The organism is Citreimonas sp. (genome assembly GCF_042096055.1).
GTDB lineage: Bacteria > Pseudomonadota > Alphaproteobacteria > Rhodobacterales > Rhodobacteraceae > Citreimonas.
The window spans coordinates 1-7,758 of the sequence record NZ_JBELMH010000018.1 but is presented as its reverse complement, the minus strand read 5'-3'; the positions used below and the strand labels follow the sequence as shown (position 1 = coordinate 7,758).

At 67.7% G+C, this 7,758-nt stretch carries 8 protein-coding genes; 7 read left to right on the top strand and 1 reads right to left on the bottom strand.

From position 1 onward, the window contains the following. The 7 genes from ACFDTC_RS06300 to ACFDTC_RS06270 form a co-directional block, all read left to right on the top strand. The coding region (locus ACFDTC_RS06300) for an N-formylglutamate amidohydrolase (protein WP_375258030.1) at positions 1-453 on the top strand (453 nt) is incomplete at its 5' end. Next, a complete protein-coding gene (locus ACFDTC_RS06295; RefSeq protein WP_375258029.1) occupies positions 450-971 on the top strand; it encodes a TRAP transporter small permease subunit in 522 nt (173 codons plus the stop codon). The genes ACFDTC_RS06300 and ACFDTC_RS06295, both read left to right, overlap by 4 nt. Then, positions 971-2,296 (top strand): TRAP transporter large permease subunit, encoded by a 1,326-nt coding sequence (locus ACFDTC_RS06290; protein ID WP_375258028.1) that lies wholly within the window; start codon positions 971-973, stop codon positions 2,294-2,296. Before ACFDTC_RS06295 ends, ACFDTC_RS06290 begins: the two co-directional genes overlap by 1 nt. Positions 2,297-2,358: 62 nt before the next feature. Next, on the top strand, positions 2,359-3,402 hold the full coding sequence (locus tag ACFDTC_RS06285; RefSeq protein ID WP_375258027.1) for a TRAP transporter substrate-binding protein: 1,044 nt from the start codon (positions 2,359-2,361) through the stop codon (positions 3,400-3,402). 82 nt (positions 3,403-3,484) lie between these two features. After that, positions 3,485-4,849: a glutamine synthetase family protein gene (locus ACFDTC_RS06280; RefSeq protein ID WP_375258026.1), complete on the top strand. Its 1,365-nt coding sequence runs from the start codon at positions 3,485-3,487 to the stop codon at positions 4,847-4,849. 1 nt (position 4,850) lies between these two features. Continuing rightward, positions 4,851-6,224 (top strand): aldehyde dehydrogenase family protein, encoded by a 1,374-nt coding sequence (locus ACFDTC_RS06275; protein WP_375258025.1) that lies wholly within the window; start codon positions 4,851-4,853, stop codon positions 6,222-6,224. Continuing rightward, complete coding sequence (locus ACFDTC_RS06270; protein WP_375258024.1) at positions 6,221-7,366, top strand: iron-containing alcohol dehydrogenase; 1,146 nt, start codon at positions 6,221-6,223, stop codon at positions 7,364-7,366. Before ACFDTC_RS06275 ends, ACFDTC_RS06270 begins: the two co-directional genes overlap by 4 nt. A 40-nt stretch (positions 7,367-7,406) precedes the next feature. On the opposite strand, the gene ACFDTC_RS06265 is transcribed toward ACFDTC_RS06270, so the two are convergent. After that, a partial coding sequence (locus ACFDTC_RS06265) for a response regulator (RefSeq protein WP_375258023.1) occupies positions 7,407-7,758 on the bottom strand: 352 nt, incomplete at its 5' end.

The window sequence follows — 7,758 nt, the reverse complement described above, 5'->3', positions numbered from 1 at the left end:
GAGCGCATCGCCGTGCCGGGCAACGAAGACCTCTCGCCCGAGGACCGCGCCCGCCGCGCGCGGCTGGTCTACGACCCCTTTCACGCGGCCGTGGCCGAAACGCTGGCCGCCGCGCCCGACGCGGCGCTGGTGACAGTGCACAGCTTCACGCCCCGCTGGAACGGAGCCCCGCGCAGCGTGCAGATCGGCTACCTGCACGACGAGGACGCGACGCTCGCCCGCGCGATGCTGGCCGCGGGTCCGGGCGGCTGGGACACCCGCCTGAACGAGCCCTATTCCGCAGCCGACGGCGTGACGCATACGCTGGCGCGCCACGGGGCGGGGCGCCCGAACGTGATGATCGAGGTGCGCAACAACCTGCTGCGCGACGCGGCCGGCATAGAGGCCATGGCCGACCACCTCGCCGCCGTGCTGTCCGCCGCGCTCGGCCCGGTGCCCGAGGCGCAGCCATGACCGCCGCGCTGCGCGCCTACATCGCGGTCGTGGACCGCTGCAACCGCTGGATCGGGCGGCTGGTCATGTACGGCATCTTCGTGATGATGGCGATCCTGCTGTGGTCGATCGTCTCGAAGGCGGTCTTCCTGCCCTCGCTCTGGACGCTCGAGATGGCGCAGTTCGCCATGACGGCCTACTACATCCTCGGCGGACCCTACGCGTTGCAGATGGGGTCGAACGTGCGGATGGACCTGCTCTATGGCGAGTGGTCCGAGCGGCGCAAGGCGCAGGTCGACGCGATCACCGTGCTGTTCCTGATCGTCTACCTTGCCGTGCTGCTCTGGGGCGGATGGGACAGCCTGATGTACTCGTTCCAGTACGGGGGCGAGCGCAGCCCGACCGCGTGGCGCCCCTACCTGTGGCCGATCAAGTCCATCATGGTCGCCGGCATCGCGCTGATGCTGCTGCAGGTGCTGTCGGAACTCTTCAAGGATATCCTGCGCCTGCGCGGCGAGGACATGGGGGAAAAGACCTGATGTCCTACGAGGTGATCGCCGCGTTGATGTTCTCGACCATGATGCTGATGCTGCTGACCGGCCAGCGCGTCTTCGGCGCGATCGGCTTCGTCGCGGTCATGGCGGCGCTGTTCCTGTGGGGCGATCGGGGCGGCTACGACCTGGGCTTCTCGGCGGCGATGAAGCTGATGAAGTGGTACCCGCTGCTGACGCTGCCGATGTTCATCTTCATGGGCTACGTCCTGAGCGAAAGCCGCATCGCGGACGATCTTTACAAGATGTTCCACGTCTGGATGGGCGGGCTGTCCGGGGGCCTCGCCGTGGGCACGATCGGGCTGATGGTGCTGATCTCGGCCATGAACGGGCTTTCCGTGGCGGGCATGGCCATCGGCGCCACCATCGCGCTGCCCGAACTGCTGCGCCGCAACTACGACAAGCGGATGGTCACGGGGGTGATCCAGGCGGGATCGAGTTTGGGCATCCTCGTGCCACCCTCAGTGGTGCTCGTGCTCTACGCGATGATCGCGCGGCAGCCGGTGGGTCAGCTGTGGCTTGCGGGCGCCGTGCCGGGGCTGATGATGGCCGCGCTTTTCATCGGCTACATCGTGATCCGCTGCCGGGTGAATCCCGCGCTCGGCCCCGTCCTGCCACCCGAGGACCGGGCCATGCCCCGCGCCGAAAAGCTGCGCCTTTTGCGCGCCGGCTTGCTGCCGCTGGTGATCTTCGCGGTGATGATGGTGCCCTTCGTGAACGGCTACACGTCGCTCGTGGAAAGCTCGGCCATCGGGGCGATCGCGGCGTTCCTCGCCGCCGTGCTCAAGGGCCGGATGACGCGGCAAGTGTTCGAGAACTCGGTCCGCAAGACGCTGGGCATCACCTGCATGTTCATGTGGATCATCCTCGCCGCGTTGGCCTTCGGGGCGGTGTTCGACGGGCTGGGCGCCGTGCGCGCGATCGACAGCCTGTTCACCGAGCAGCTGGGCCTCAACCCCTGGATGATCCTAATCCTGATGCAGCTGAGCTTCATCGTCATGGGCACGTTCCTCGACGACACGGCGATGCTGGTGATCGTAGCACCGCTCTACGTGCCGCTGGTCGATGCGCTGGGCTTCGACCTGATCTGGTACGGCGTGCTCTACACGATCACGACGCAGATCGCCTACATGACGCCGCCTTTCGGCTACAACCTGTTCCTGATGCGCGCGATGGCGCCGCCGGAAATCGGACTGCGCGACATCTATGCCTCGATCGTGCCCTTCGTCGGCGTCATGATCGTGGCACTGGCGCTGGTCATGGCCTTCCCCGAGATCGCGCTTTGGCTGCCCGGCCTCGTCTACGATTACTGAGATACCAGACCCCGGAAAACCGGGGCGCCCAGAACCGCAAACGCAACAGAGAGGATTTCACAATGACGACCCGTCGCACCTTCCTGAAAGGCGCCGCCGCCGCCGCGCCCGCCGCCGCACTGGCCGCGCCCGCCATCGCGCAGTCGACCATCCGCTGGCGGATGCAGACCTACGCGGGGCCCGCGCTGGCCGCGCACGTGATCGACCCGGCCATCGAGATGTTCAACCAGATCGCCGGCGACCGAATGCAGATCGAGCTGTTCTACGCCGACCAGCTGGTCCCCACGGGCGAGCTGTTCCAGGCGATGCAGCGCGGCACGATCGACGCGGTTCAGTCCGACGACGACTCGATGGCCTCGCCCACCGAGGTCACCGTCTTCGGAGGCTACTTCCCCTTCGGCAGCCGCTACTCGCTCGACGTGCCGGTGCTGTTCAACCGCTACGGTCTCGACGAGATCTGGAAGGAGGAATACGCCAAGGTCGGCGTGCAGCACATCAGCGCGGGCGCGTGGGACCCCTGCCACTTCGCCACCAAGGATCCGATCCGAAGCCTTGCAGACCTGCAGGGCAAGCGCGTCTTCACCTTCCCGACCGCCGGCCGCTTCCTCGCGCAGTTCGGCGTGATCCCGGTCACCCTGCCGTGGGAGGACATCGAGGTGGCCGTGCAGACCGGCGAGCTCGACGGCATCGCCTGGTCGGGCATCACCGAGGATTACACGGTCGGCTGGGCCGACGTGACGAACTACTTCCTCACCAACAACATCTCGGGCGCCTGGATCGGGCACTTCTTCGCCAACCAGGAACGCTGGAACGAGCTGCCCGAGGACCTAAAGACGCTGTTCAAGGTCTGCGCCGACCAGTCGCACTACTACCGCCAGCACTGGTACTGGGGCGGCGAGGCCGACCTGCGCGTGAACGGCGACAAGCTGCAGCTGACCTCGATCCCCGACGCGGAATGGGACACCGTCGAGGAAGCCGCGCGCGTCTTCTGGGACGAGATCGCCGCCGAGTCCGAGACCAAGGCCCGCGTCGTCGAGATCTTCAAGCGCTACAACGCCGACATGCAGAAGGCCGGACGGCCCTACCGCTACGGCGACGACGTCTGATACTCACCGCCTGACACGACGGACGGGCGCCGGTTCATGCCGGCGCCCGTGCCGATGAAACCGCCCGCCACAGGAGGCCGCCATGCCCGAACCCCTCACGCTGAAATCCCTGCGCAAGGCCGCGGATTCGGGCGAGATCGACACCGTCCTGGTGTGCCTCGTCGACATGCAGGGCCGCCTGATGGGCAAGCGCTTCCACGTGTCGAATTTCCTCGAAAGCGCGCACGAGGAGACGCATTGCTGTTCCTACCTGCTGGCCACCGACCTCGTGATGAACACGCCCGAGGGCTACCAGGCGACGAGCTGGGAACAGGGCTATGGCGATTACGTGATGAAGCCCGACCTCTCGACGCTGCGCCCGGTGCCGTGGCTGACGGCGACCGCGATGGTGCTGTGCGACGTGCTCGACCACCACACCCACGAACCGGTGCCGCATTCGCCGCGCGCCGTGCTCAAGGCGCAGATCGCCCGCGCGCAGGCGATGGGCCTGACCGCGATGATGGCGACCGAGCTGGAATTCTTCCTCTTCGACCGCACCTTCGACGAGATCCGCAAGGGCGGCTTCCGCGACCTCGTGCCGTTTTCCGGCTACAACGAGGATTACCACATCTTCCAGACCGGCAAGGAAGAGCACGTGATGCGGCCCATCCGCAATCACCTGGTCGCCGCCGGTGTGCCGGTCGAGAACACCAAGGGCGAGGCCGAGGCCGGGCAGGCCGAGCTCAACATCCGCTACGCCGAGGCCCTGGCCACCGCCGACAACCACAGCATCGCCAAGCACGCGATCAAGGAGATCGCCCACCAGCAGGGCCATGCCGCCAGCTTCCTGCCCAAGTGGCGCGCCGACCGCGTGGGCAGCGCCGCGCATATCCACCAGTCGCTGTGGAAGGACGGCAACCCCGTGTTCTTCGACGCCGACAAGCCGCGCGGAATGTCCGACGTGATGGGCTCTTACGTGGCGGGGCTGCTGAAATACTCGGCCGACATCACCTATTTCCTCGCGCCCTACATCAACAGCTACAAGCGCTTCGTGCCCGGCACCTTCGCGCCCACCAAGGTCGCGTGGTCGGTCGACAACCGCACGGCGGGCTACCGGCTGGTGGGCGAGGGGACGAAGGGCGTGCGCATCGAATGCCGCATCGGCGGGTCGGACCTGAACCCGTACCTGGCCTGCGCCGCCCAGCTGGCCGCCGGGCTGTCGGGGATCGAAGAGGGGCTGACGCTAGCCGAGCCGGTCACCGGCGACGTCTACCACATGGACTACGTGCCCGCAGTGCCCCACACACTGCGCGCGGCGATGGAGGCGCTGCAGGGCTCGGCCATGCTGCGCGCGCAGATGGGCGACTGGGTGATCGACCACTACACCCGCGCCGCCGAGGTCGAACAGGAGGCGTTCGACCGCGCGGTCACCGACTGGGAAATCGCCCGCGGATTCGAGGGAGCATGACATGAGCAGCGTGAAACTGATCTCGCCGATCGACGGATCGGTCTATCTGGAGCGTCCGGTGCTGTCGCGCGACGACGCCTTCGCCGCGGCCGCCGCCGCGCGCGGCGCGCTGGCGGCCTGGGCCGCCCGCTCCGTACACGAGCGCGCAAGCCTGGTGATGAAGGCGGTCGAGATCGTCGGTCAGCAGCAGGACCGCATGGCGGTGGAACTCGCCCACCAGATGGGCCGCCCGGTGCGCTACGGCGGTGAATACGGCGGGTTCCATGAACGCGCGTCGCACATGGCGCAGATCGCGGCAGACGCGCTTGCCCCGCAGGTGGTCGAGGACAGCGCCACCATGCGCCGCATGATCGCGCGCGAACCCTGGGGCACCGTGCTGGTCGTGGCCCCCTGGAACTACCCCTACATGACCGCCATAAACACCGTGGCGCCCGCGCTGATCGCCGGCAATTGCGTGATCTTGAAACACGCGGCCCAGACGCTTCAGGTCGGCGAACGCCTGGCCGAGGCGTTCCATGCCGCCGGCGTCCCCGAAGACGTGTTCCAGAACCTCGTGCTCGACCACGACATGACGTCCGACCTGATCTCGGCCCGAAAGGTCGATTTCGTGAACTTCACCGGCTCCGTGGGTGGCGGCCAGGCAATGGAGCGTGCCGCGGCGGGCACCTTCCTGCCCATCGCGACCGAGCTCGGCGGCAAGGACCCGGCCTATGTGCGCGCGGACGCCGATCTCGACGCCGCCGTCGCGGGCGTTATCGACGGGGCGATGTTCAACTCGGGGCAGTGCTGCTGCGGCATCGAGCGCGTCTACTTGCACGAAAGCCTGTTCGACGCCTTCGTCGAAAAGGCCGTGGCGCTGGTGAAATCCTACCGCCTCGGCAACCCGCTGGACGAGGAGACCACGATCGGCCCCATGGCCAACGTCCGCTTCGCTGCCGAGGCCCGCGCCCAGATCGAAGAGGCCGTGGCCGACGGCGCCACCGCGCATATTCCGACGATGGAGGCCGACGACGGCGGCGCGTACCTGACGCCGCAGATATTGACCAACGTCACGCACGCGATGCGCGTGATGCGCGACGAGACCTTCGGCCCGGTCGTGGGCATCATGCCCGTCAAGACCGACGACGAGGCCGTCGCCCTGATGAACGACAGCCGCTTCGGCCTGACCGCGTCGATCTGGACGACCGACGCCGAGGCAGCCGAGGCGCTGGGCCAGCGGATCGAGACCGGCACCGTCTTCATGAACCGCTGCGACTACCTCGACCCCGCGCTGTGCTGGACCGGCTGCAAGGACACCGGGCGCGGGCAGGGGCTGTCGGTGCTCGCCTACCAGGCCCTGACGCGGCCGAAATCCTACCACCTGAAGAAGGCATGACCATGCGCGCGAACTGGACCTATCCCAACCCCATCCGCTTCGGCGCCGGGCGCATATCCGAGATCGCGGATGCCTGCCGCGCGGCGGGCATCACCAAGCCTCTGCTGGTCACCGACAAGGGCCTCGCCGGCATGGACATCACGTCGCGCACGCTCGACCTGCTGGACGCGGGCGGGCTGGGCCGCGCGATGTTCTCGGACGTCGACCCCAACCCGACCGGCGAGAACGTCGAGGAAGGCCTGCGCGCCTATCGCAGCGGGGGCTTCGACGGGGTCGTGGCCTTCGGCGGCGGCTCGGGTCTGGACCTCGGCAAGACGATCGCCTTCATGGCCGGACAGACGCGGCCGATCTGGGATTTCGAGGATATCGGCGACTGGTGGACCCGCGCCGACCCCGCCGGCATACACCCGATCGTCGCCGTGCCCACCACGGCCGGAACGGGCTCGGAGGTAGGGCGCGCCAGCGTCGTGACCCGCAGCGACACGAACGAGAAGAAGATCATCTTCCACCCGAAGATGCTGCCCGCGGTCGTGATCTGCGACCCCGAGCTGACCGTGGGCATGCCGAAGGCGATCACCGCGGGTACCGGGCTTGATGCCTTCGCGCATTGCGTCGAGGCCTATTCCTCGCCCCATTACCATCCCATGAGCCAGGGCATCGCGTTGGAAGGCATGCGGCTGGTCGTGGACAACCTGCCGCGCGCCTATGACGACGGCTCGGACATCGAGGCGCGGGCCAACATGATGTCCGCGGCGGCGATGGGCGCCACGGCCTTCCAGAAGGGGCTGGGCGCGATCCACGCGATCAGCCACCCGGTGGGCGCTGTGCACCACACCCATCACGGCACGACCAACGCCGTCTGCATGCCCGAGGTGCTGAAGTTCAACGCCGAGAAGATCGCCGACCGCTTCGACCGCGCGGCGGGCTACCTCGGGATCGAGGGCGGCTTCGACGGGTTCCGCGCCTACGTGGACGACCTCAACGCCCGGCTGGGCATCCCGAAGACGCTAACCGATCTCGGCGTGAAGAACCCGGACGTGGACGCGCTGACCAAGGCCGCGCTGCGCGATCCCAGCACCGGCGGCAACCCGGTCGAGATGACCGAGGCGAACACGCGCGCCCTGATCGAACGCCTGCTCTAGGCTCGGTGCGCGGGCGGCCGAACCGCCCGCGATGCCCGCCCTACCGGTCGAGCGCCTTGCGGATGGTCGCGGCCAGCTGTGACGCCTGGAAGGGCTTGGCCAACAGCTGGTGCCGCGAGTCGAGGTCGTCGTTCCCCTCCAGCGCCTCGGTCGGATAGCCGGACATGAACACGACCTTCAGGTCCGGCTTCGTCTCCTGAAGGCCGCGAATGAACTTCGGCCCGCTCATCTCGCCCGGCAGCACCACGTCCGACAGGACGAGGTCGATCGCGGCACCCGAGGCGAAGATACGCGCCGCCGCCGCGGCATCGGGGGCGACGACCACGTCGTAGCCGAAGGATCGCAGCATCTTCTCGGTCATCCGGCCCACGGCGGCCTCGTCCTCGATCACC